Here is a 23896-nt window from a genome sequence, read left to right as displayed (position 1 = left end):
TAGCAAAGGTGAGGGGAAAACCGCCCCCTCCCTCACCCGGCCGTCGCTCACAGCCGACAATCGCAAGTTTGTGCAATTCCGAATTTAATATTTTTGCGCTGCAGTTTTGCATTGCCTGAGCTTGAATGCGCAGCATGCTGTCGACCTCGGCAATTCTGATCATCGCTGCGGCAATATTTGCGATCGGCGGATTCGTGCTGCTTTGCTTCATCGTTTATGGCGATGGCAGCGATGGCGATGATGCGGATGATGAGGATTATGTTTCGTCCTCGGTTGAGAGCCGGAAGCCCCCTCGGTAACGCGCGGTGAGCGCCTAAGCCCCTTGCCCCTGATGGCGGGAGGCGAATTGTTCCACTGTGTCAAGAATTTCAATGTCTTGAAAAGGATGGTGGGCGATGAAGGACTCGAACCTTCGACCCGCTGATTAAGAGGCAGGAGCGTCAGGCTAAAAGCGCGTTAAACCGCAGCAAATCGATCTTGGTCATTCTTCCAAACTGCTGTAATTGTTAGCCTCACGTTAGCCGGTTTTTGCCGTTCTGATAATCGAGCGGTGTTAGCCCGTAGTTAGCCCGAGGCGCCCCATGAGCCGCAAATCTCTCTCCGATATCGGCGTTTCAAACCTGAAGCCGAGAGCTAAGCGTTACACCTTCCCTGACCCAGAAATGCGCGGTCATTATGTGCGGGTGACGCCAGCGGGGGTCAAATCTTATGCCGTGGTGACGCGAGATCCGCACGGCAGACAAGTGTGGGCTACGATCGGTTCCAGTGATGCCATGCGGATCGAGGAAGCGCGGGAGCGCGGCCGCAAGGCACTGCAACGGATCCGGGATGGCCTCACACCATTCGAGCCCACCCCTAAGAAACTCTCAACATTCGAGGCTGTGGCGAAATCCTGGATAGAAAGACACGTCCAAGCCCGAAAGCTTCGCTCCCAGAAGGAAATCGAACGGTGCCTCCGGGTTTATGTTCTCCCAGCCTGGAAGGACGTACCCTTCGTGGAGATTCGGCGCGGCGACGTTACCGAGCTGCTCGATCGGATCGAAGATGACAACGGTGCCAGGCAAGCCGATGTTGTTCTGGCAATCTTGCGCGGAATGGCGAACTGGTACGCGAGCCGGCATGATGAATACCTTTCGCCAGTCACAAAGGGCATGCGCCGCCAAGCCGGCGTCAAGCGTGATAGAGTGCTTGGTGACGAAGAGCTTAGGGTCATTTGGCGGCACGCCCTAGATGCTGGCACATTTGGAGCAATCATCCGGTTTGCACTGTTGACCGCGCAGCGGCGAGAAAAAATCGCAAAGCTCCGATGGAGTGACTTGGATGGAAGCACCTGGAATATCGCAAGTGGAGCGCGCGAGAAAGGCGCAGGCGGCAGCTTGAGGCTTCCGAAAGCTGCCAAGGCGGTAATCGATGAGCAACCTCGGCTTAACAGCAATCCCTTTGTGTTTTCCGGCCGTGGTGATGTGGCATTCAATGGATTCTCCAAGTGTAAGGCGAGATTTGATGAAGGGCTGCCCAAAACAAAGAAATGCGAGGATGCCGAGCCCATGCCACGTTGGACACTTCATGATTTGCGCCGCACCGCTCGCTCACTTATGTCGAGAGCTGGCGTAAGACCTGACATTGCAGAGAGAGTTCTCGGCCATGTTATTCCGGGCGTGGAGGGTGTCTATGATCGGCATCGCTATGATGCTGAAAAAGCAGAAGCTCTGGAGAGACTTGCGGCAACAATTGATGAGATTCGGAAACCTGCGATAGGAAAAATCGTACGACTAACGCGGAGTTAGAAATCATGACGATGCGTGTGAGGCCAACTCTTAGGGGACCTCTGGGTTATAAAATACTCATGGATGGCTTGGACTGGTCAAAGAAGAATTGGCCGCCGCTGAATCAGCGCGAGATATCCATGTGGTGCGCAACCTACCTAGAAAGTCCAAAAATTCCTCCCGATTGGCGATTTGTGAAATTGCTCATGTGGCAATTTCTCCAGAATTTCCCCGAACCGGCAAAATCCGACCCACGAGAGGACGCGGAGATGGTCGATCAGTTGATCGACTTGGGCTTAGATTTCAGTAGCGCTCGCTCGCAAGTGGCTGAGCGTCACGGGAAAGACCGTGCTGCTGTTGCAAAGAACCATCAAAGGTTCGGAATTCATAAGCAAAAGCGCGGGCGATTTAACAACCTTGTCCCGGAAAACCCGATTGAAGTGGGTCGTGCTCGCGCAGCATATGAAAGACACAAAGATAGGAACCGAAAGGACAAGTGAATAGCGGGACAGAATTCCGGAATTTGTCTTTTTGCAGACCCGTAAGAATGCTTAAAAGGGGGAGCTACCAAATCAGGAGTGCTGACAATGGTGGCGAAATTCCTTCGGTTCAAGGATCTGAAAGAGCGCGGAATCGTTAACAACTGGCCCGCCCTGATCTACAAAATCAAGAACAACGGCTTCCCGCAGGGGCGCTACATCGGCCCCAACAGCCGCGCTTGGACGGAAGATGAGGTTAAGGCCTGGCTAGAAAAGTTGCCGGTTTCCAAACCAGTTCGAAACAAAAACTCAGTAGCGGCCTGATTGAGCTGGGCAGTCGATCATGACCAGCGACAAGAAACCGGACAAGCCTCACCTGCGCGTGATCTCGGCGATCGACGATGCCGAGGCGCTGGCCGCCAATCCCGCACCCTTTGGTGATCATCAAAGGGGCGATTGGTCCCAAATGAGTGCGGCAGATCAACCCTCGTTCAAGGCTCAGAGCGTTGAGCCTGGGCGAAAAAAGCGCACCAGGTTTGGCAAGGACGGTATCAGCCACGCGGATCTCGATCTGCAGCTCTCGCGCTATCAGTGCACCGATCTCGGCAATGCCAATCGGTTTGTGACGCGCCACGGTGATCGCTTTCTTTATGTGCACCAATGGGGATGGATGGTTTGGGACGGCCGGCGGTGGACAACCACCGACGCGTCTCAGAAGGTGGAGCGCGCTGTACATGACACGATCGATGCAATCAGGCGCGAGGCTCTTGCACTTGAGGCCTCGCCGCTCGATGTGCTGCTACAGAGCAAGAGAGACGGCACTGAGGTGTGGGCGAGTGATCGAGTGATGGGCTGGTATGTCGCCAGCCAGTCGGCTTCGCACGTTAGCTGTATTTCAAATTTGGCAAAGCCATACCTGTTGGCGTCAGCCGATCAATTCGATGCTGATCCTTGCGCCTTTAACGTACTCAATGGGACGTTGAAAATTCAAAAGCGCGAGAATGAGAGCTATGTGAGGCATGAGCCGCACAATCCGAAGGATCTCATTACTAAGCTTGCACAGGCCATCTATGATCCTAAGGCTTCTGCAATTGATTACGACGCATTTCTTGAAAGGGTGCAGCCTGATCCACACATGCGCCGGCACTTACACGCCTGGGGTGGCGTTTCTCTCACAGCACTCTTGGTTGCTCGCCTATCGTTTTGGTATGGCACCGGCCGCAATGGCAAATCGACCCTGATTGATGCCTGGGCGGATGTTTTAGGCGACTATGCGCAAACCATTCCAATCGAGAGCTTCCTCGATCAGGGGCGTGCCAGGCGCGGCGGAGAGGCCTCGCCCGATATCGCATCGCTGGTGGGCGTGCGCGCACTCCGCACCTCTGAACCAGAGCGGGGATCGAAACTTGCCGAGGGATTGATCAAATTGGTTACAGGCGGCGAGCCAATGCGCGCCAGGCAGCTGAATAAGGATTTCTTTGAGTTCAGGCCGTGCTTCAAGCTCACCATGCAGGGAAACTACAAGCCGCGCGTCGATGGCACTGATGAGGGCCTGTGGGCGCGCCTCTTGATCGTGCCATGGCAAGTGATGATCCCGGAGGAAGAGCGAGATCCTGGGTTGCCCAGCAAACTGAGAGCCGAGGCATCCGGCATCTTAAACCGGCTGCTTGATGGGCTTTGTGACTACCTGGACAATGGGCTGTTGCCACCTGAGAGGGTCAAACAGGCGACACAGGAATATCGGCAGCAATCGGATCCTGATCGGCCGATTCCTGACCGAGTGTTGCGATCGCAGTGATCCAAAGGCGCGCGCTGATGCGCAGCCACTTTACGCACTCTACGCGGCATGGGCCCGAGCAGAGGGTGAGCCGGTGTGGACCGTCAAGATCTTCAGCCGAGCATTGCAGGAGCATGGCCTGCAGCGGTTGAAATCCGGCACCATCGTCTATGTCGGAGTAAAGATCCAAAAGGCTGTGGCCGATTTCGAGGGATTGGAAATCAGTGATCAAAGTGAAAAGCGCCGGTAGGTCTGTGCTCTCAGTCCCTCGGTCCCATTTCTTGGGACCGAGAGTTGTTGCTCAAGTCATTGTGTTTGATGGGTTCAAGACATTTCCGGAACGAGAGGACTGTTTCGAGTTACTCGCCGCGTAGCGCGCGCATGCGCGCATGCATGCGTATTTGATCTTTATATTGAGTCATCTCAGTCCCTAAGTCTGAAAATGATAATGAAAGTAAACACATAAGATGGCACGATCGATCTCGATACTATCCCTGCTGCTTCCCAAGCGCGCCGCTGCTTCCCTGCACAGAAAAATCGAGGGCTGGGAAGCCGACACCGTAGATCGGTGGGCTCCTACCGGGGGGGTAGGCTTAAATTTTCGACTGTCTCACCGCTGGACCGGCGGGGTAAGCGCGTACTCATTTCCGCGAAATTCAGAAACTTTTTTTTGCTGGTGCCGCAATCTTGCTGAAGGAAGAGCAGCCATGTCGGCATGGTGGGAAGTGATCTGGAGAAGTCTTGGCATCGGTCTTAGTCGGCATTCCCTATCGCTAGCTGTCACGCACAAAATCCCACCAAATGACATCACGAAGGGTGTTGCAGGCGAGGCCCAATATCTAACGATGACTCAGCTGCGACCTAAGCTTCGTCAGCGCGTGGAGTCCCTTGAGCAGCGGCACTGGCGTTCCCGTGATCTCTGCCAGTTCGACAACGGAGCCTACGAGCGCATCCAGTTCGAGCGGCCGGCCGTTTTCAATGTCCCGCAACATCGACGTCTTGTGCTCGCCCACGGCCTGGGCTCCGGCGAAGCGCTTCTCCAACGAGACCGGCATGGTGACACCAAGTGCCTTTGCCACCTCTTCAACCTCCTGCATCGCCGCTTTGGCGAAGTCTGCCGTTTCCGGATCAGTGCAGATCGCCTGCAGCGTGGCACCCGTCAGGGCACTGATGGGATTGAACACCGCATTTCCCCAGACCTTCACCCAGATCTCCGAGCGGATATCCGTCTTCACCGGGGCCTTGAACCCGGCGGCAATCAGCGCAGCACTCAATGCCCGCACCCTGTCCGATTTCGTTCCATCGGGCTCGCCAAGGCTGAAGCGGTCACCTTCGATATGGCGGATGTGACCCGGTTCCGTGATCTCGGCGGCAGGATAGACAACACATCCCAGCACGCGCTCCGGGCCGATATGAGTCCATTGCAGCCCCTCCGCATCGACACTGCGCAATCTGCGACCGGCATACGGACCTGCTACGCCATGAAAATACCACCACGGCACACCGTTCACCGCCATGATAACGGCGGTCTGCGGACCGAACAGCGTGGGAATGCGACTGGCGATCGCGGGCACGGAATGGGCCTTGAGGGCAACGATGACGAAATCCTGTTCGCCCGCATCCTCCGGCCTCTCAAATGCACGGACCCCGACAGTGAAGGTTCCCGTGGCGTCGGTCAGCGAGAGCCCCTTCGCCTGCATGGCTGCCAGATGGGGACCGCGCGCAATCAGGGTCACATCTTCCCCGGCCTTCGCAAGGCGTGCGCCGAGCAGACCGCCGATGGCGCCGGCGCCATAGATGCAGATTCTCATGCGCTGAGACCAAGCCGGCCGGCGAGGCCGATGCGCTGGATCTTGCCCGTGGGCCCCTTGGGAATTTCGCTGAGAATGAGCAGTTTCCGAGGCACCTTGAAATCCGCAAGCTTGCGCGCGGCAAATTCACGGAGTGACGACTCGTCCGCAGACTGGCCTTCATGAAGAACAACGGCCGCTGCCACCTCCTCGCCCAGCTTGTCGTGCGGCATGGCAAAGGTCACGGCCTGGGCCACTGCCGGATGATCCAGCAGAACTTCATCCACTTCCAGCGGCGAAATCTTCTCGCCGCCCCGGTTGATGATCTCCTTGAGGCGGCCGGTGAGCGTGAGATAGCCCTCCTCATCCAGAACACCCTGATCTCCGGTGAGGAACCAGCCCTTCACGAAGGCCTTCGCGTTGGCCTCGGGATTGTTGGCATAGCCGCGCGTGACGTTGGATCCACGGATGACAACCTCGCCGGTCATCCTCCGCGGCAGCAATTGCCCGTCCGCACCCATGATGGCCACCTCAGGACCCGCGGCAAGCCCGACACTTCCCGGCTTCCGGGAGCGGGGTGGGAGCGGATTGCTCGCCATCTGGTGGGCAGCTTCCGTCATGCCGTATGATTCGATCACCGGGCAGCCGAAAACCGATTCCAGTTCCGCCATGACCTGCCTTGGCAAAGAGGCAGATGAAGAGCGGATGAAGCGCAGGCGCATGCTGTCGACGATGTCGGAATTGCGGCTCGCGCGCGCAAGGATCGTCTGATGCATCGTCGGCACGGCTGTGTACCAGGTGGCGCGCGCCTCCTCGAGCCAGCCGAAGAACTTCAGCGCATTGAAACCCGGCGGGCAAAAGAGGCTGGCGCCTGCCGAGACTGATGACAGGATCGCGCCTACCAGACCATGAATGTGGAACATGGGCATGATCACGAGGCTGCGGTCATGTGGCGTGAGCGCAAGGGTGGCCGCGATGTTGGCCGCCGAGGCCGTGAGATTCGCGTGACTAAGGGGTACGATCTTCGGCCTGGACGTGGTACCTGAGGTGTGCAGCACGAGTGCGATGTCCGCGGCAGAAGGCTTTGGTAACGCGGCATCGGACATCGGAACCGAAAGGGAGAACGTACCCGCCGGCCTCCCCGCTTCCGCACGAAGCTCGATCACGGGAATTCCCCGGCGCGCAGCAACGACACGGACGGGTGACTCTACCCCCTCCGTCATGATGACAGCCTTGGCGTTCAAATCGCCCAGATAGAAATCGAACTCCTCGTCGCGATAGGCCGAGTTGAGTGGTGCCGCGACGGCGGAGGAGGCCACGGCGATGAAAAGAGCCGTCATTTCCGGCCCGTTCGGCATGACAATGGCCACCGTGTCCTGCTGTTGGACTCCGATGCCGCTCAGCGCGCTTGCCACCCGCCCTGTCAGATTCACAAGTTCGCCGCGCGTCATGTCCTGCCGGCCGGGGGCGCCAATGACCGGGCGTTCCGGCCCATGGGCGAGGAGAAGGTTGAGAAGATCAGAGGGCAGGTTGTTGTTCATGGCTAGTATCCCAATGCGCAGCCGTCTTTGCGAGGGTCGGAGGCGCCCGTGAGCGTGCCACGTTCCCAGTCGATCCACACGGCCTGGCCGCCTCCCAAAGGCTCAACCGGCGGCTTGATGCTGTGACCGAAGCTCTTCAGCTTGGCCACGGTCCCTTCGGGGATGCCCGACTCCACAACTGCTGAGCCCGCCTCATAGAAGACACGCGGCAGATCGATCGCCTCCTGAGGGTCCATGCCGTAATCCAGCAGGTTGGTCAGCAGATGGACGTTGCCGAACGGCTGGTAGTCTCCGCCCATCACGCCGAAGGGCATGACGGCCCGGCCATTCCGGGTGGCCATGCCCGGCATGATCGTGTGCATCGGCCGCTTGCGGGGCGCGATGACGTTGGGATGCGCAGGATCAAGCCTGAAGCTTGCACCCCGGTTCTGCAGCACGACACCGGTCTTCGGGCTGGTAATGCCGCTGCCGAAGGAATGATAGGTGGAGTTGATGAAGCTGACAGCGTTGCGATCCTTGTCCACGACGCTGATGTAAACAGTGTCGCTCTTGGACAGGGGCACATCCGGCAAATGAGTCATCGCCTTGTGCGGGTTGATCTCGGCCCTCAGCCTCGCGGCATAATCAGCCGAGAGTAGCTGTGCGACCGGCACGGCAGAGAACCGCTGGTCGGCGAAGTAACGGTCCCTGTCGCGGTAGGCCAAACGGCCCGCCTCGATTTCGAGATGCATGCGTTCCGCGCCCAGAGGATCGAGCTTCGACAGATCGAAACCTGAGAGGATGCCCAGCATCAGGAGCGCGGTCAGTCCCTGGTTGTTGGGCGGAACCTGATGGATGCGATGATCGCGGTAGGTGGTTGACACCGGCTCGACGTACTCGCCTGCAGCGGCGGCAAAGTCGTCCATCGTGTGAAGTCCACCCAACGCCTTCAGGCAGGCCACCATGTCTTCTGCGATGGCGCCCTCATAAAATGCCGAACGCCCCTGCTTCGCAATCAGCCGCAGCGTCTCCGCCAGCTCGGGTTGGCGATGCACGGTGCCCGCCCGGAAGGCCTTTCCGTTGTCCAGAAAGATCCGTGCGGTGGTCGCCTCGTCCTTCAGCCGCTCTGCATCGAGGGCCCAATCAACTGCAACACGGTCGTGAACGACATAGCCGTTCTCGGCATAGTGAATGGCCGGTGCGAGGATCGCGTCCATGCCCTTTTTGCCGTGATCGGCGTTGAGCCTGTACCAAGCATCGATCGCACCGGGGATGGTGACGGAGTGAACGCCATAGAGCGGGATCGATGTGAAGCCGCGTTCGACATACCATTCATGATGCGCTGCAGCCGGCGACCGTCCGGACCCATTGAAGGTGATCACCTTGTCGCCGCCTGCCGGGCAGTAATGCACGAAGCAGTCACCACCGATGCCGGTCGACTGCGGTTCGACAACGGCCTGGACAGCGGCGGCGGTGATGGCCGCGTCCATGGCGTTTCCACCGCTCTTCAGCATTTCGACTGCTGCGAATGTCGCCAGAGGATGCGATGTTGCAGCCATTCCGCTTGTGGCGCGCACCGGGGAACGCCCGGCTAATTCGAGGTTACGCAATTCAGTCTCCCATACGTGTTGAACGCGCAGTGTTCGCCTGCGCTTGTCTGATTTGGCGGCACGTGAAGCCCCGTATGCATCGGTCCATGCCGTCAGCTCCCGAAGTTGATCAGGCCGCGCGCAACTTCCTCGATGTGAAGCCGCATGGCACGTTCGGCCTGCGCGGCATCGCGTTCGGAAATCGCATCGAGAATGGCCTGATGATGTTCGGCGTAAAGTTTCCGGCGCTCGGCGGTCAGCACGTTACGGCGGAGCTGGTTCCAGGTCTTCTGCTTTCTGATTGCGTTAAAGCTGTCGAAGATGGACAGCAGGAGCCGGTTGCCTGTGACCAGACACAGCGCGCGGTGGAACTGACCATCCCACGACTCCCACGTCGTGGCGTCAGTGGCGAACTTGCCCTTCTGCACCAGTGCAGCAATTTCGCTGATCTGTGTCTGGCTGGCGCGCAGTGCCGCCATGCGCGCAATCTGAGGTTCGATGGCGAGGCGCGCCTCGAGCGCATCCGCCGGACTCGTGTTGGCAGTGATGAATGAAAACTGTTTGGGCGGCTTCTCGGGACGGGAGCCTACGAATGTGCCCTGCCCCACGTGGCGCCAGATCCGCCCTTCAGATTCCAGCCGGTCCAGGCCAGCCCGAAGAGCGGTGCGGCTCACCGCAAACTGGCGCGCGAGATCGCGCTCGGGCGGCAACCGGCTCTGCGGAAGCATGCGGCCTTCACCCAGCATTTCGCTGAGCATTTTATGGGCAAGTTCGGACTTCTTCATTCAGACCAATCCCGATGGTTTTTTGTTGGTGCCCTCTCGCATCACATTGACTCACGCGCAGGTTGGCGACATAAATTTGATCAAGATCATACCTGCTGTAAAGCAGTATAATACCAATATCAAATGGTCTTTCTTCAGAGAGGAACACGGAAATGCGCTCAACTGCAAGATTCTCAGCGTCTGTGATGGCGCTCTTTTTTGCTGCCAGTCTCACCCAAGCGGCTGAGATCACGCCGCCCGCCGACATCGCGAAAGCCGGCAAGATCGTCTACTGCGCGGAGTTCGGAAATCCGCCGCTCGGCTTCTACGACAGCAACAATGTGCTGACCGGTTCCGACGTTGAACTCGGCACCGAGATCGGCAACCGGATGGGCGTGAAGACGGAATGGAAGGAAGTGGCTTTCAGCGCCATCATCCCCTCCCTCATGGCCAAGCAGTGCGACGCAATCCTGTCACAGCTGTTCGACAAGCCGGCGCGCCGCGAAGTGGTGGATTTCGTCGACTACATGTATTCCAGCCAGTCGCTGCTGGTGCCAACCGGCAATCCGAAGAACGTCAAGAGCCTTGAGGACCTTTCCGGTCTGAAGGTCTCTGTCGGCAACGGCACGACGATCCAGAGCCTGCTCGATGAGCAGAACGCCAAGTTCAAGGCCGCCGGAAAGCCGGAAGCCAGCGTCGTGGTGTTCCCCAAGGACGCCGATGCACGTCAGGCCCTGCAGATCGGCCAGGTTGACGTCTACGGAACCACGCTCGAAACCGCAGCGTTCTTCTTCCAGACGGCAGGACAGGTGTTCGACATTGCCGGCGAGCCCTTCGCCAAGATCAAGACCGGCATCGCCGTTCGCAAGGGTGAAACCGAAACCCTCAATGCCATTCAAAAGGCATTTGACTCCATGAAGGCCGACGGAAGCTACAAGAAGCTTCTCGCAAAGTGGAAGCTCGATGGCGACGCGATTGAATAGGCGTTCTCTATGAACTTCGACTGGGGGTTCTTCTGGCAGTATCTGCTCTGGCCAAGTTCCGTCTACCTCTACGGCCTGTGGCTGACATTGTCGGTCAGTGTGATCTCCCAGGGGCTTGGTACGGTCCTCGGCCTGTTCATCGCGCTTGCGAAAATCTCGCGCTATCGCCTCTTGAGCGTGCCCGCGAGCATATTCATCTGGATTTTTCGCGGCACGCCATTGCTGGTGCAGATTGTTTTCATCTACACCGGCTTGGCGGCCGCGAACATCTTCCGCTTCGAGGACATCAACCTGGGTTTTGCTACGCTTCCCGGCAACATGCAGGCGGGTGTCCTCGCACTCACGCTCAACGAGGCCGCGTACATGGCGGAGATCATCCGCGCCGGCATCGCCTCGGTGAACATGGGACAGACGGAAGCGTCCAAGTCTCTTGGCATGACCTACGGTCTCTACATGCGGCGCATCATTCTCCCCCAGGCAGCACGCGTCGTTGTTCCCCCGCTCGGCAACGAATTCAACGCCATGCTCAAGAACACGACGCTCTTGAGCGTGATCGGCGTGCCGGAACTCCTGCTGGCCACCCAGATGGTGACGTCCATCACCTTCCGGGTGTTTGAACTGTATCTGGTCGTCGCCTGCTATTATCTTACCCTGACGACACTCTGGGGCTTCGTGCAACAGAGACTGGAAGCCAGGTTCGGTGACCCGAATTCGGCGACATCGGCCTCTGGCGGCACCAAGGGATTTCTGCGCATGTTCGGCTTCGGCAGATCAGGGGAAACCCGATGATGCAAGACAGCAACGCTCCCATCGTCGTTACCGCCCGGGGAGTCGAGAAAACTTTCGGTGATCTGCATGTGCTGAAAGGAATCGATCTTACGGTCCGGAAGGGCGAAGTGGTGGTGATCGTGGGCGCATCCGGCTCGGGAAAGACCACTTTCATCCGCTGCATCAATCATCTTGAAAAGATCGAGAAGGGCCGGATTGAGGTGAACGGGCACCTTATCGGGTACCGCGAATCCAACGGAAAACTGGTGGAGGACAGCGAGCGCAACATCGCCCGGCAGCGGCAGGAGATCGGCATGGTCTTCCAGCTGTTCAATCTGTTCCCGCACCTGACAGCGCTTGAGAACGTGATCGAAGCGCCCATCCACGTGCGGAAGATTCCGCGCGAGGAGGCAATACAGACCGGGCGCGCGTTACTGGCGCGCGTCGGGCTTGCCGCCAAGGCAGACGCCTACCCTTCTCAACTCTCCGGTGGCCAGCAGCAGCGCGTGGCGATTGCCCGTGCCCTTGCCATGCGACCAGCCCTGATGCTGTTCGACGAACCGACAAGCGCTCTCGATCCCGAGATGATCGGCGAAGTGCTCGATGTGATGAAAGAGCTTGCTCGCGAGGGCATGACGATGATCGTCGTCAGTCATGAAATGGGGTTTGCCCGTGAAGTGGCCCACCGGGTGATCATGATGCACGACGGCCGGATCATCGAGGAGGCCCCTCCGAAGGAGTTCTTCACCGCGCCGAAACACGAGCGGACCGCGGCCTTCCTGTCCCGTGTCATCGGAGCCCATCAGTAGCCGGTCCAACCGGCCTCAGGACGACGGCGCCAAGACGCGCGCCACGCAGTCTCCGATCTTGCTCAAGTCATAACCACCCTCAAAGACGAAGACCTTCGGCGCGGCGATGCCCGCAATCGCTTCTCCGATGCGGGAGAAATCTTCGACCTCGAGCTTGAGCTTGCCTGATGGGTCTTCCTTGTAGGCATCCACCCCCAGTGCGACCACGACAAAATCAGGAGCGAAACTTGCGATCCGCGTCTTCGCAGTTTCCAGGGCCGGGGCATAGGCTTGCCACGTTGAACCGGGAGAGAGAGGCAAGTTCATGTTGAAGCCCTCCCCTGCGCCGCCACCGGCTTCATCGCCGTATCCGGAGAAGTAGGGATAGTCGACGGCCGGATCGCAATGGATGGAGACGGTCAGTACACCGGGAGACGCCCAGAAGATATCCTGCGTTCCATTTCCGTGATGGGCATCGACATCCAGCACGGCGACGCGCGCGCCAGATCGGGCCAACCGCGCGGCAGCGAAGGCCGTGTTGTTGATGTAGCTTGAACCGCCGCCCATGTCGCGGCAGGCGTGATGGCCCGGAGGCCGCACCAGCGCAAATGCGTTCTTTCCGCTTTCGTGCAGATATTCAGCTGCTGCACCCGCTGCTCCTGCGGCATCCGCCGAAGCCGCCCACATGTGTTGTGTGACCGGGCTCACACCATCAAACATGTAGTATCCGATCTTGCCCTCAATAGCCCGAGGAATGCGCGGGGGTCGGTTGCGATGCGGCCACACGAAGGGCAATCCATCAATGGCCGGATCGAATGCTCGCGCCCATTCGTGCCATGCAGACTGAAGGAACGAAAGGTATCCGGCATCATGAATGGCGAGCAGGTCTTCAGGACTTGCCGCACCTGTGTTCACGGGCGCAGCGAAGCCTAAGGTCTGAAGTGTTTTGCGCACGCTCTCGATCCGGTCGGCTGTCTCGATGGCGCGCGCAAACTGACCGGGCACGAGTTCCACCTTGGCCTCGTGGTCCCGATGGTTGTCGTTGACGAAGATCTTCATGCTGTCTTTCTCACGTGGTGGACCGAACAGGCACATAGGATTGTGCTGCTGCCGTCAGAAACCGATCGATCAGAATGGCCAATGCACTGATCGCAAGCCCCGCGACCAGGCTGCGACCGGCTTCCACCCGGGCGATGGCGTCGATTGTTTCGAGTTCCAATCCCCGCGTACCGATGAGGGAGGTGATCACAACCATGCCCACGGCCATCATCAGAGTCTGGTTGAGCGCGAGCAGCAATCCCGGCCAGGCCAAGGGCAGTCGGACCTTGATGAAGGTCTGCCAATAACTGGCGCCGAACATGTCGGCCGCCTCCAGCACGCTGCGGTCCACTTCCTTCAGGGCATGGGAGACGTAGCGGATGGTCGTCGCCATCGCGTAGATGGCAATGGCAAAGACACCGGCGACATCCCCGGGGCCCAGAAGCATGACGATCGGGATGAGGTAAACGAACGATGGCAAGGTTTGCAGTGTCGTCACGATGCCGTCGGCCACAGTGAAGACGCGAGATGAAGACGACGCCCAAATGCCGATGGGAACACCAACGAGCAGCGAAAGCAGCGTGCCTGTGAAGACGAGGTGCAGGGTCATCACGGCCGGTTGCCAGTAGCCTATGCTGGCAATGCCCACGACCACGACGGCAGCAAGGGCGGCGAGCCGGGGACGGTCGAGGGCGAAGCTGAAGAGAACGAGGCTCAGCAACGCAGGCGCCCATCCCACATTCTGCAAGAGGTTCAACAACGGGCGCAGCACGCCAAAGGTGATTGCTGATCGGGTCATCTCGAATGCCGCACCCCAGTTTGCATTCAGCCACGCAATGATCTGCGACCAGAATTCGGACGACGACAGCGTCCAGGCCTCTGGGTATTTCCGCAGGTCGGGCAAGGCCCACGCCACGATAACCGACAACACGACCGCCGCGATGGCGATCACCTGGTTTTTGTGATTCTTGGCTTGAAGATGGGTGGGCCGCTTCATCGCGATGGCATGCCCGAACTGATAGAGCACGACGGCGATCAGCGTGATCGCCAGGCCCGCTTCAAGGCCTCGCCCGAAGCGAAGCGATTGCAGGGCCTTGAGCACCTCGCTTCCCAGCCCTCCTGCGCCGATCATGGACGCCAGGATCACCATGGCGAGCGACATCATCACCAGTTGGTTGAGGCCGAGAAGAATGTCAGCCCGCGCCGTGGAGAAGAACATCTTCAAGAGCCGCTGCAGGAAACTCGCGCCCGTCATCTCTGCAAGCTCGATGACCGACACCGGAACCCGCCGGAGAGCATAGGCCGTGGCCTTCACCATGGGTGGCAAGGCAAAGATCAACGTGGCGACGAGGGCCGCGACCGGTCCGAACCCGAAGAGGACGAGAACCGGCACCAGGTAGCTGAAGGGCGGAATGGTCTGCATCACATCAAAGACCGGGTGTGCGATCACCTCCAGTCGCGGGTAACGCCACAGCAGCACGCCGCCTGCAAAACCGGTGAGAGTGCCGATCACGACAATCACCAGCACAGAGGCCAGCGTGAGCATGGCTTCGTTCCACAGTCCGAAAACCGCGAAGTAAAGAAAGGTAAGAAAGGTGAACAGCCCGAAGCGGACTCCCGCAGCAAGCCACACAGCGGCAGCACAGGCCACCGATACCGTGAGCCACGGGATGGGCGCAAGGGTGACAGGCCCACCCAGCCATACGGTCTTGACGTTCAACCCCGTGGCCAGCGCCCCCTGAATGAAGCGCATGGGCGTGCCAAGGATTTCACCAAAGCTGCGGGTCCACATCCGCAACGGCTGATCCCAGATGACGGACCGGCGCAGCAGATTGTCGAGCCAGTCGTTCGCCGCGGCCTGCAGGGGAATCCGGTGCGCCTCCGGCCAGTCGTAGAGACTGAGGGGAAGCATACCGTTGCCGATGTACCCGGCGAAGAGTGTCAGGAATGCCGCCGCAACAAGCACCTGCGGCGTCTTGAGGCCTGCCCACTCCCCGGTCTGGTGACGAAGGCGGGCGGCACCCGCTATTTCAGCCATTTCGACCAGACCTCGGTGTTCCGGTCGACCCATTCCTGCGCAGCCTGTTCAGGCGTTGCACCATCCACGTCCTGGCGGGAAATGCCGGTCGCCACGTCGTCGGTCGAGAGCTGGAAGTTTGTGAGGATCTTGATCGCGTAAGGCGCCTTCTTGGCGAAGTTCACGTTGTAAAGCTTGACGATGTCGCCGACGGACAAGGCGCAATCCCAGACTTCGTTCGGGTTGATGCCCCAGCTTGCATCGGTGGGGCAGCGATCATCGAACTCAGGGAACTCGACGAACTTCCCTTGCCCCGATCCATAGAGCCAGTGCGGCGTCATCCCCCAGCCGATGATGGGCTGGCGCTTTTCGATGGCGCCTTTCATCGTCGCCACCATGGTGCCGACGGTGCCCGGAAGCGTGATGTGTGCGTTCAGCCCAAGCGCCTTGATGCGCTCCGGGTCATAGGCTGCGAAATCGGGCGGCGTTCCGAGATAGTTGATGGCGCCTCCTGTCTCCGGGGTGGACAGTGCCTTCACACAGGCCGGATCGAGCAATGCCTTCCAATCCGGAAGACCGGGACACAGCTCGCCCACGTAGTTGGGATACCACCACGACTCCCGGGTCTTCACGCCCGCCGAGCCGGCATTCACCACCTCACCTGACTTGATGGTCTTGTCGACGAGATCCTTGCTCGTGCCCCAGACGGCGGGCGACATGTCGATGTCGCCGAACTCCAGGGCGGTGAAATGGGCGGTGTAGTCGATCTTGAGATATTCGACGTTGTAGCCAGCCTTGGTGAGGATCTGGCCGAAGGCGTAATCGATGAAATCGGAGTCCGGCACATTGTAGACCGGGATCCTGATGGGCTCCGTGAACTCCGGCGCATTCTGCGCATTCGCCGAACCGGCTCCGGCGACGACGATCGCAAAGGCCGCCGCAAGCAAACTGGATTGATACGTCTTCATCTGGAACTCCTGTTCGTGAACGCGTATCAATTCAGATCACATTCGCGCACAGAGTCAATCACAAATTTATCTCATTTGCTCGGTTTTTCATCACTTGTGCCCGAATTTGCTTGAAATGTGATAGGTTTGTGCTTTTATCCCAAGCAGGCATCCGAGACCGGGTGACAAGAGGAAACAGCATGTCAAACAAGACCCATCCACGCACTGCTCTGGTGACAGGGGCATCTCGCGGCATCGGGAGGGCAACGGCCGAGTTGCTCTTGCGGCAAGGCTATGATCTCCATGCCACCTACAGGACACGCGCTGATGCGGCCGCTGAACTCACGGCCCTTGCAGGACAACTCGGGCGTCGTGTGACCTTGCATCAATATGACGCCGCCTCCATCTCCGGTCCCGACACGCTTCTCCAAAAGCTTGCCGGTGTCAGGTTCGATGCGCTGGTCTTCAATGCAGGTGTGATCGAGTTTGAAACCTTCACGTCCTACGATGAAGCGATCTGGGACCGGACCATGGAGACCAATCTGAGCTCCGCACTCCGGCTCACCGTGCGGCTCCAGAATGCCATAGCAGATGGCGGCGCGATCGTGATGGTGGCCTCGACAGACGGCAACATCGGCTCTTACGCCAGCATGGCCTATGCCGCCTCGAAGGCCGCCCTGATGAACCTCACTCGCAGCCTCGCTTGCAACTTCGGCAACAGGAACATCCGCGTCAATGCCGTCGCACCCGGATGGATCAAGACGGACATGACGTCGGAAGGATCATCGCACTCCGCAACTCTCACGCCGCTCGGACGAGATGGCAAGCCCGAAGAAGTTGCAGAGGTCATCGCGTTCCTTCTCTCCGAGAAGGCGAGCTTCGTGACAGGCGCCAGCATCGTCGTGGATGGCGGCTACACCTCGTCCGACTCCATCATGCTCAATGAGGCCCGGCTTGTCTCCGCGCCGGAAAAGACAGGCTAGAACATCCCATGGTCATCGAATGCCAGCAGCTTTGGAAAATCTATGGTGGGCGCAATGCCGCCTGCGCGCAGGATGGCCGCACCGTCGAGAACGTGATCGAGGAGGCCGAGCGGGCTGGTGGTCATGTCGCATTGGCGGACATCAACCTCCGCATCGAAACCGGTGAAACGCTGGTGATCATGGGCTTGTCCGGTTCCGGCAAATCCACGTTGCTGCGATGCCTGACACGGCTTGTCGAGCCGACAACAGGAAGCGTCAGCTTTGACGGCACGGATCTGATGAAACTGAACCGGTCTGAGCTGCTGGCACTCCGTCGCAGCAAGATGAGCATGGTGTTCCAGAACTTTGCGCTGCTGCCGAACCGCACCGTGTTGGGCAATGTGGAGTTGCCTCTGGAAATCCAGGGTCAGGATGCAAAATCAAGACGGACAAGAGCGCTCGACATGATCGAGCTTGTCGGTCTCAAGTCAAGAGAGGATTTTTTCCCCCACGAACTTTCCGGCGGGCAGCAGCAGCGCGTGGGCATCGCGCGAAGCCTGTGCAGCAATCCCTCACTCTGGTTGCTGGATGAGCCCTTCTCTGCTCTCGATCCTCTGATCCGCCATGAAATGCAGGACGAGTTGCTGCGGCTGCAGTCGTCGTTGTCCAAGACCGTTGTGTTCGTGACGCATGACTTCGATGAAGCCGCACGGATTGGTGACCGCATCGCCATCCTGCGCCAGGGACGGCTGATCCAGTGCGGAACGGCAGAGGACATTGTCTATTCTCCCGCCGATGCTTACGTGAAAGCCTTCACGGCCGCTGTGGACCGGAGCCGCATTATCAAGGCCCAGAGATTCATCGAACCAGGCGCACCCGCCAAAATGGATGGCGTGCTGCCCTTGTCAGCCACCCTCAAGGACGTGTCGCAAGCCTTCGGCACCGGCGCGTCCGTGGTGGGCTTCCACGATGGGGACCGGAACGTAGTCGGCTTCATGCGCCGCGAGAATCTTGGGGAAGCGCTGGTTCAGGCTGCGCTTTGACATTTTGAAGGTATGCCAATCATGCAATCGGGGCCGAAGAGCGATAACATGACGTCTGGAAGCGAATCCGATGCGGCTGAGACTTTCACGCCCGGATTTCCGGACCACGCCTTGGGAGGGCAAATGAAAGCGCAAGGTGCGAGCCGGAGGAAATCCGCCGCAGATGACCAGAAGCAGCAGGGCAGCCGGCCGGCCGCATCGAGAGAGTCCAATGCGGAGCGCATATACAACTCCATTCGCAAGGACCTGATGGAGTGCCGCTGGCCTGCCGGCCATACGCTCAAGATCAGGACACTGGCGGCGGAATTCGGCGTCAGTACCATGCCTGTCCGTCTGGCTTTGAAGCGCCTCGGTGAAGAAGGCGCGCTCACCATCGAGGAGAACCGCTCTGCCCGGGTGCCCATCATCTCACAGCGCCGCTTTTCCGAATTTTACGAGATTTCGGTGAGGCTCGAATCGTTGGCGCTCGAGCGCGCCTTCGAGCGGGTCACAGCGAAGCAGCTCGACACGCTCATCGAGCGCACGCAAACGATGCAGACGGAGATCGAGGCAGGCAAGATTGCCGGTTACGCCCAGCGCTTCAATTCCATACTCATGGAACTCTACCGGGCCGGTGGTTCGAGCGCCCTGATCGAGATGATCGAGTATGTGTGGGTGAACGTGGCACCGCCTTCCAATGCCATATTCGAAACGCCGATCTTCGTGGTGAAGATTCACGCCCATCTCTGCGAGATCCTGGATGCGTTCCGCCGCAAGGATCTGAAGGCCGCAGAAGCAGCGCTCGTCGCAGCGCTCAGCTACGCCGAGCGCGCCATGAATCTCCTCATGGACATGGAGCGCACCACAAGTTCCCTGAAGGCGCGAACCTAGCATCGGTCACGGTGGTCAAGCCGGATCTGAAGGAATGGGAGCAACTGACCGTGCCAGCACAACCCTCGAAAAGCGCCGTGGACTCGTTGCTGAGGAGCATCAAGCCTCCTCAACTCAACTCTGAGGCAATCGCCAACCGTGTGCTGGAAGCCTACGGCCTTTCGGGAGCCTGGCGTCAGCTGGGGGGAGAGCGCGAACAGAACTTCCGGTTGGTGAGCGCGGACGGCCGAACCCTCGTCGTCAAGGTCGCGTCGGTGGACGAACCATTGGACAGCCTGCTCTTTCAAACGGAGGCTCTCGAGCATATCCGGCGGACCGATCCTGATCTCCCCGTCCCACGTCTGGTGCGCACCTTGAACGGGCAGGCTGTCACAGACATCATGGGTGGTGATGGCGCCATCCATGCGTTGCGTATTCTGACCTTTGTTCCCGGCAACACGCTTCTGGACGCCGTGCAGGGCCAGAAGCGGTCTCTGAGCGCCGCGGATCTCCTCGCGTTGGGCGCTACCTGCGGACGCCTGGCGCGCGCGCTCCAAGGCTTCCGGAGTGATGGCGCTCCCAAGGCCATGCCGTGGGACATCAGCAACCGTCTGATCTTCGCCGACCAAGTGAGAGCGCACCTCCCTGCCCCGGTGGCCGCCGTGGCAGGTGATCAACTTCCTCGTCTGGAGTCGGTCATCTCCGACATCCTGCCCACGCTTCGTTCGCAGGTGATCTACAACGACTTTCACGAGTCCAATGTCCTCGCAGGATTCGGTGATGCGCTGACGGTCGAAGGCATCATCGACTTTGGCGACATGATCCATGGACCGGTGGTGCAAGACCTTTCTGTGTGCATTGCCTCACTGATGCATTGGTCGGACGACCCGCTGTTCGCGGCCTCCTGCCTCGTCCGCGGCTACCAGCGCTTCATGCCCCTCACCACAGAAGACCTTTCAGTCCTGAAGGATCTCGTGCTTGCTCGCATGCTCCTGCAGGTCGGCCTCGTCTCCTATCAGACTAAGGCCAACAATCGTCAGGCTCCCGAACTTGAGCAACTGCAATCGCTCTACATTGGCGCCATCATCAATCTGAGCAAGATCACCAGCACTGACTTCGTAAGCCGCATGATGCCAGGTGTGGTGCCGATGCCAGCGACGACAGCCACAAGTCCGGTGGTTGCCTCCCCCTCGCTGTTGCAGCGCCGGCAGGCTGTGCTCGGAAGCGCCTACACCTTCTACAACGAACCTCTCGAACTCATCCGGGGCCGGGGATGCCTGCTCTATGACTCGGCCGGAAATGAATATCTCGACTGCTACAACAACGTTGCGAACGTGGGACATTGCCACCCTTATGTGGTGGACACACTTGCCAGGCAGGCCAGCACGCTCAACACCAACTCCCGGTATCTCCATGAGGAGGTCGTCCGCCTGGGAGAGCGTCTCTCCGCCACGTTGCCGCACCATCTCGATACCTGGTTCTTCGTCTGCACCGGTTCCGAAGCCAATGACCTCGCGGTCCGGCTGGCGCGTGCAGCCACGGGGAAGCAAGGGATTGTGGTCACCGAGAACAGCTACCATGGCAACACCACCAACGTCGCCCCACTTTCACTAATCGACTATGATCTGCAGGATCGGCCCGCCTGGGTGGAAACCGTCCCGCCCCCCAATCTTTACCGTGGCCTCTACCGCGCAGGTACGAACGATGCCGGGGAGAGATATGCCCAGCATGTGAGCGAGGCTGCGCGCCGTCTCGACAACTCCGGACACGGCTTGGCCGGCCTTATGATCGACTCCATCTTCGATGCCAACGGCGCTCTGGTCCCTCCGGCCGACTATCTGCCCCTCGCCTACGCTGCCGCCCGCCGCGAGGGCGCGCTCACGATTGCGGATGAGGTGCAGATGGGGTTCGGCCGTTCAGGAACCCACATGTGGGGCTTCCAGGCCTTCGGCGTTGAGCCTGACATCGTGACCATGGGCAAACCCATGGGCAACGGCCACCCCATCGCGGCGCTGGTCACACGCCGCGACCTTGCCGAACTGGTCCAGAAAACCACTGGCTACTTCAACACCTTTGGCGGGAACACGGTCTCTGCTGCCGTGGCCAACGCCTGTCTCGACGTCCTCCAGGGCGAGAGGCTCCAGGACAGGGCAGCCGCAACTGGCGCGCATCTGCTTGCCGGGCTCCACGACCTGATGAAGCGATACGACATCATCGGCCACATCCACGGCCGCGGACTGTTTCTCGGCGTGGAACTCGTGCTCGACCGAGAAACACGCGAACCGGCAAAGTTCGCAGCTCGTTGGGTACGTGAGCGATTGAAGTCACTCGGGGTCTTGGTTGCCTCTACAGGGCCCCTTGGCAACATCATTAAGATTCGGCCGCCTTTGGCATTCGGAGCCCAACAAGCTGACCAGTTCCTAGATGCACTCCATAAGGTTTTGTTGAACCTTCCATCGCAGGCGGACTTCGCAGTTATCAAAGACACATCTGCATTTTCCGCCTTCCATTCTTGAGAAGGAAGACCTTCACGGATGCGGAAGAGTTCAGTCCCTCGATGGAAATCTCTGGCAAACCGGTTTAGCGAAATCGCTCCCTTGAGTAGTCAGAGAAATCCGACATACTCAGTTCGATAGAAGCATTACCATTCCGCACATAGAACTTCTGAATTGGCTGTCCGTTCTTGTCCTTCGCTGTCACGATTATGGGCTCACTAACCTTCGCAACGTCCACCTGACACACATCCTCATTCTCTACCGTGTGAAATCTGACCTGAACACGATTGGTGGCAAACACTGGCCCGATGTTTTGACTCAGCAAATTCCTAAGGTGAAGTTCGAAGTGGTCCCTATTCGCCTCCTTGAGCGTCAGCATATCGTGTGACAACCCCAAGACCTGCCCATCATCCGCTACGCCGATGATTAATGTACCACCCTGCGCATTGCCTAGCGCAGCAACCGTCTTAACGATAACTTCCTCCATCTTCTGAGACAGCTTGGCTTCACGCAAATCCCAGCGCAACGTGGACTTGAACTCCAATTCATCACTTTCACCTTCTCGGATGAGGTCCTCGATCGTTGCAGGCATAGAAACGCTGCTTGTTGCCGTGATGCCATTAAGAAAGTGATTTATACCTGTGGCAAGTGCAGCCCTACGCACAGCGAGGAACTCCTCATAATGGTCGAGCGTCCACAGCATGGGATCACTTGGAATGCATTGAGTTGCCAACGCACCCGGAAATTTCTTTGACACATCCGTAAGGTAAACGTTGGGATCCGTCGCTGATTTGCTGCGATTTGCAATCTGAGTCAGCAGCGCACGATTGGTGAGTTCTTGAGCCAAAGAATACTTCAGGCGATTCTCCTTGCCATAGCCTCTGGCCTTGAGTTTCGAAAACGGAAAGATGTGATCATACTCAATCTGATATTTCTTTCCCATGTTCTGCCTAAGTGTGATTCCTGTAGTCAGGCAAACTGCACCAAGGCTTTTTGCATACCAAGTCACCATGCTAAACAACGGGTGACTGATCCCGCGCCCCTCAAACTCATTTGGAGAAATTTCCAGAGGCCGTTCCTCGGCGATCACTTGCAGCAGATCGTCAAACGGCTGAGATGACTCCTGAATAATCCGCAAATCCCGATCGAGCTTCTGTGCGACTTGGCTGACATATCGTGCACGAAACTGCGAATAATAGAACCATTTGACCAATTTCTTGATCTCAAGGTCACTGGGGTGTTTGCCCCTCTTGTTGAAGCAGAAAACAATGATCGGTATAAGCGCATATGGAGAACTGATTTCATCTACGTGATCCACATACGCTCTCGATTTGAGCAGGTTGACAACGTAGTCAAGAACCTGCTCGTCCAACCTCTTCCAAGCTTCTCTCAATGGCCCATTGTTCTGCTCATCGTGAAGTTTGCGCATGTCCGACGCCATGTGATGCAGGCATCCTAGTAGGGCGTACACAATAAAATCTAATCGAAAACCAAAGCCTTGCTTCTCAAGTTCAAGCAGCTTGACCTTGAAAAGATCACGAGCCTGGGGCCAAAAGCCAGAAATCTGCGCGAGTGCAAGTTCAGCATCCGTAAGCGCCACACCGCTAGCATTGACCTTATAGAAAATGTCAATTGCTTCGCGAATAGATGCCTTGATTGGGATAGTCTGTTCAGGAAATTCACGATCCTTGATCCGCGAGATAGCAGTTACATTGTCATTCAACGCCTTGAGGCTATCCATTGAAATTGGTGTTGAACTACTAGCAAATGCAGCCTGCAAATCGAACGCGCTGACCGCTCCCTTGAAGACATCGGTGATGTTTTGCCAGAATGGGTTATTGTCCATTCTGGCTTTCGAATAGTAGGAGAGTTCAAGCGTCTGCAAGTTTACATGTAATCCACGCGTGTCTTCTGTAATCTCGGCAGCTGTGTAATATGGAGGTAGCTCCCCTCGGATCAACATATAAAGCGTGGTGATGCGCTGCTGACCGTCGAGCAATAATCGGACAGAGCCCTGCTTCTGATTATACTTATGGGGCCCCTTAAGTTCAGGCGGGTTCGCAGTCTCCCAAGTCAGCATCGTGCCCGTCGGGTATTCTTTAATTAGAGAGTCGATTAGACTCTTAGCGTCATCTCGTTTCCATACATATTCCCGCTGGAATGCCGGAACGAAAAGCTGTTTCTCGTCAATTTTGTCCAGAATGCTAGATATCTTCATGTCTTTCCCAGTTGGCTATTCGCCAAAAAAACCACCAAGTTTCTTTTCGACTACAATCAATCGCGGCTTTCAAAACTGTCTCCTCGGCAAACCGTGCAGCGCA

21 protein-coding genes are annotated in these 23896 nt (G+C 58.3%); 13 read left to right on the top strand and 8 right to left on the bottom strand.

Annotated features, from left to right (window positions below):
• The first annotated feature begins 125 nt into the window (after positions 1-125).
• The 6 genes from QM801_RS05670 (at position 126) to QM801_RS05645 (ending at position 4272) form a co-directional block, all read left to right on the top strand.
• Positions 126-299, top strand: coding sequence for a hypothetical protein (locus QM801_RS05670; RefSeq protein WP_415018241.1), 174 nt, complete (start codon positions 126-128; stop codon positions 297-299).
• 282 nt (positions 300-581) lie between these two features.
• Positions 582-1787 carry a tyrosine-type recombinase/integrase gene (locus QM801_RS05665; RefSeq protein ID WP_415018240.1) on the top strand — a complete coding sequence of 402 codons (1206 nt, stop codon included), beginning with the start codon at positions 582-584 and terminating at the stop codon, positions 1785-1787.
• Positions 1788-1792: 5 nt separating this feature from the next.
• Positions 1793-2266 carry a hypothetical protein gene (locus tag QM801_RS05660; protein WP_415018239.1) on the top strand — a complete coding sequence of 158 codons (474 nt, stop codon included), beginning with the start codon at positions 1793-1795 and terminating at the stop codon, positions 2264-2266.
• 87 nt (positions 2267-2353) lie between these two features.
• A complete protein-coding gene (locus QM801_RS05655; RefSeq protein ID WP_415018238.1) occupies positions 2354-2569 on the top strand; it encodes a helix-turn-helix transcriptional regulator in 216 nt (71 codons plus the stop codon).
• 19 nt (positions 2570-2588) lie between these two features.
• On the top strand, positions 2589-4043 hold the full coding sequence (locus QM801_RS05650) for a DNA primase family protein (protein ID WP_415018237.1): 1455 nt from the start codon (positions 2589-2591) through the stop codon (positions 4041-4043).
• 73 nt (positions 4044-4116) lie between these two features.
• On the top strand, positions 4117-4272 hold the full coding sequence (locus QM801_RS05645; protein ID WP_415018236.1) for a hypothetical protein: 156 nt from the start codon (positions 4117-4119) through the stop codon (positions 4270-4272).
• 589 nt (positions 4273-4861) lie between these two features.
• On the opposite strand, the gene QM801_RS05640 is transcribed toward QM801_RS05645, so the two are convergent.
• The 4 genes from QM801_RS05640 to QM801_RS05625 all read right to left on the bottom strand — a co-directional run bounded on the left by QM801_RS05640 (position 4862) and on the right by QM801_RS05625 (position 9706).
• Positions 4862-5833, bottom strand: coding sequence for a 2-dehydropantoate 2-reductase (locus QM801_RS05640; RefSeq protein ID WP_415018235.1), 972 nt, complete (start codon positions 5831-5833; stop codon positions 4862-4864).
• Positions 5830-7353 (bottom strand): acyl--CoA ligase, encoded by a 1524-nt coding sequence (locus QM801_RS05635; RefSeq protein ID WP_415018234.1) that lies wholly within the window; start codon positions 7351-7353, stop codon positions 5830-5832. Before QM801_RS05635 ends, QM801_RS05640 begins: the two co-directional genes overlap by 4 nt.
• A gap of 2 nt (positions 7354-7355) precedes the next feature.
• Positions 7356-8891 carry a gamma-glutamyltransferase gene (gene ggt, locus QM801_RS05630; protein WP_415018233.1) on the bottom strand — a complete coding sequence of 512 codons (1536 nt, stop codon included), beginning with the start codon at positions 8889-8891 and terminating at the stop codon, positions 7356-7358.
• Positions 8892-9034: 143 nt separating this feature from the next.
• Positions 9035-9706, bottom strand: coding sequence for a FadR/GntR family transcriptional regulator (locus QM801_RS05625; RefSeq protein WP_415018232.1), 672 nt, complete (start codon positions 9704-9706; stop codon positions 9035-9037).
• Between the two features lie 185 nt (positions 9707-9891).
• On the opposite strand from QM801_RS05625, the gene QM801_RS05620 reads away from it, so the two are divergent.
• Genes QM801_RS05620 through QM801_RS05610 form a run of 3 tightly spaced genes read left to right on the top strand, consistent with a single transcriptional unit; the run spans position 9892 to position 12245 of the window.
• Entirely contained in the window at positions 9892-10668 is a 777-nt protein-coding gene (locus QM801_RS05620; protein ID WP_415018231.1) for an ABC transporter substrate-binding protein, read from the top strand.
• 9 nt (positions 10669-10677) lie between these two features.
• Positions 10678-11457, top strand: a complete 780-nt coding sequence (locus tag QM801_RS05615; RefSeq protein WP_415018230.1) for an amino acid ABC transporter permease — start codon at positions 10678-10680, stop codon at positions 11455-11457.
• Positions 11454-12245, top strand: coding sequence for an amino acid ABC transporter ATP-binding protein (locus QM801_RS05610; protein ID WP_415018229.1), 792 nt, complete (start codon positions 11454-11456; stop codon positions 12243-12245). The genes QM801_RS05615 and QM801_RS05610 overlap by 4 nt, the downstream gene beginning before the upstream one ends.
• A gap of 15 nt (positions 12246-12260) precedes the next feature.
• On the opposite strand, the gene QM801_RS05605 is transcribed toward QM801_RS05610, so the two are convergent.
• From QM801_RS05605 to QM801_RS05595, 3 genes are read right to left on the bottom strand one after another with little or no spacing between them, the layout of a single operon-like run.
• On the bottom strand, positions 12261-13283 hold the full coding sequence (locus QM801_RS05605) for a histone deacetylase family protein (protein WP_415018228.1): 1023 nt from the start codon (positions 13281-13283) through the stop codon (positions 12261-12263).
• Positions 13284-13293: 10 nt separating this feature from the next.
• Entirely contained in the window at positions 13294-15300 is a 2007-nt protein-coding gene (locus QM801_RS05600; RefSeq protein WP_415018227.1) for an ABC transporter permease, read from the bottom strand.
• Positions 15288-16247: an ABC transporter substrate-binding protein gene (locus QM801_RS05595; RefSeq protein ID WP_415018226.1), complete on the bottom strand. Its 960-nt coding sequence runs from the start codon at positions 16245-16247 to the stop codon at positions 15288-15290. The genes QM801_RS05600 and QM801_RS05595 overlap by 13 nt, the downstream gene beginning before the upstream one ends.
• A gap of 179 nt (positions 16248-16426) precedes the next feature.
• On the opposite strand from QM801_RS05595, the gene QM801_RS05590 reads away from it, so the two are divergent.
• The 4 genes from QM801_RS05590 (at position 16427) to QM801_RS05575 (ending at position 21596) form a co-directional block, all read left to right on the top strand.
• Positions 16427-17209, top strand: coding sequence for an SDR family NAD(P)-dependent oxidoreductase (locus QM801_RS05590; RefSeq protein WP_415018225.1), 783 nt, complete (start codon positions 16427-16429; stop codon positions 17207-17209).
• A gap of 8 nt (positions 17210-17217) precedes the next feature.
• Positions 17218-18231: an ATP-binding cassette domain-containing protein gene (locus tag QM801_RS05585; protein ID WP_415018224.1), complete on the top strand. Its 1014-nt coding sequence runs from the start codon at positions 17218-17220 to the stop codon at positions 18229-18231.
• A 123-nt stretch (positions 18232-18354) separates the two neighbouring features.
• A complete protein-coding gene (locus tag QM801_RS05580) occupies positions 18355-19101 on the top strand; it encodes a GntR family transcriptional regulator (protein ID WP_415018223.1) in 747 nt (248 codons plus the stop codon).
• A gap of 11 nt (positions 19102-19112) precedes the next feature.
• Positions 19113-21596 (top strand): aminotransferase class III-fold pyridoxal phosphate-dependent enzyme, encoded by a 2484-nt coding sequence (locus tag QM801_RS05575; RefSeq protein WP_415018222.1) that lies wholly within the window; start codon positions 19113-19115, stop codon positions 21594-21596.
• Between the two features lie 64 nt (positions 21597-21660).
• Here QM801_RS05575 and QM801_RS05570 read toward each other — a convergent pair whose 3' ends face one another.
• Positions 21661-23793 (bottom strand): DUF262 domain-containing protein, encoded by a 2133-nt coding sequence (locus QM801_RS05570; protein WP_415018221.1) that lies wholly within the window; start codon positions 23791-23793, stop codon positions 21661-21663.
• Positions 23794-23896: the final 103 nt, after the last annotated feature.

The organism is Aestuariivirga sp., from assembly GCF_047600585.1.
Taxonomy (GTDB): domain Bacteria; phylum Pseudomonadota; class Alphaproteobacteria; order Rhizobiales; family Aestuariivirgaceae; genus Aestuariivirga.
This window is presented reverse-complemented; position numbering and strand designations above follow the sequence as displayed.